Genomic DNA, 500 nt, shown 5'->3' on the forward strand with positions numbered 1-500 from the left:
GGCGAAGACCAGCACCGTCATCGCCCAGAGCACGAAGACGACGGACGCGAAACGCCGGAGAAGAAAGCCAGCCATTACGCGCCGATATAGCCGGCCCTGAGGTCGAACCAGCGCATCGGATGCGTCTGCACGTCCTTCACCGCCGCGCGATAGGCGCAGGCGAATTTCTGGGCATAGGCGATGTAGCCCGGCGGGTTGTCCACCATGGCACGCTGCATGGCGACGTAATGCGTCTTCTGCACGGCGGGGTCGCCGGTGAGCCGCGCGGCTTCCAGCGCAGCATCCACCTTCGGCTCGCTATAGATCCAGAGCCGCTCGTTCTGGCTGCCGCGCGAGTGCAGGAAGGGGAAGGTCGCGGTGTCGATGGTGGGGCGAGCGAAATATCCGTCGATGTAGATCGGCATCTTGCCCGCGACCTCGGCCGAGTAGCGGCCGAAGGGCACGCGTTGGATCTCGAACTCGAAGCCCGCGGGCCGAGCCATCTGCTGGATGGTTACGCC

At 65.2% G+C, this 500-nt stretch carries 1 protein-coding gene; it reads right to left on the minus strand.

Going from position 1 to position 500, the window contains the following annotated elements:
* Positions 1-74 precede the first annotated feature (74 nt).
* Positions 75-500: hypothetical protein (locus AC1DWF_RS39185; protein WP_476843766.1), on the minus strand; the 426-nt coding region annotated here is incomplete at its 5' end.

It is taken from the genome of Aminobacter sp. P4_D5, from assembly GCF_056401815.1.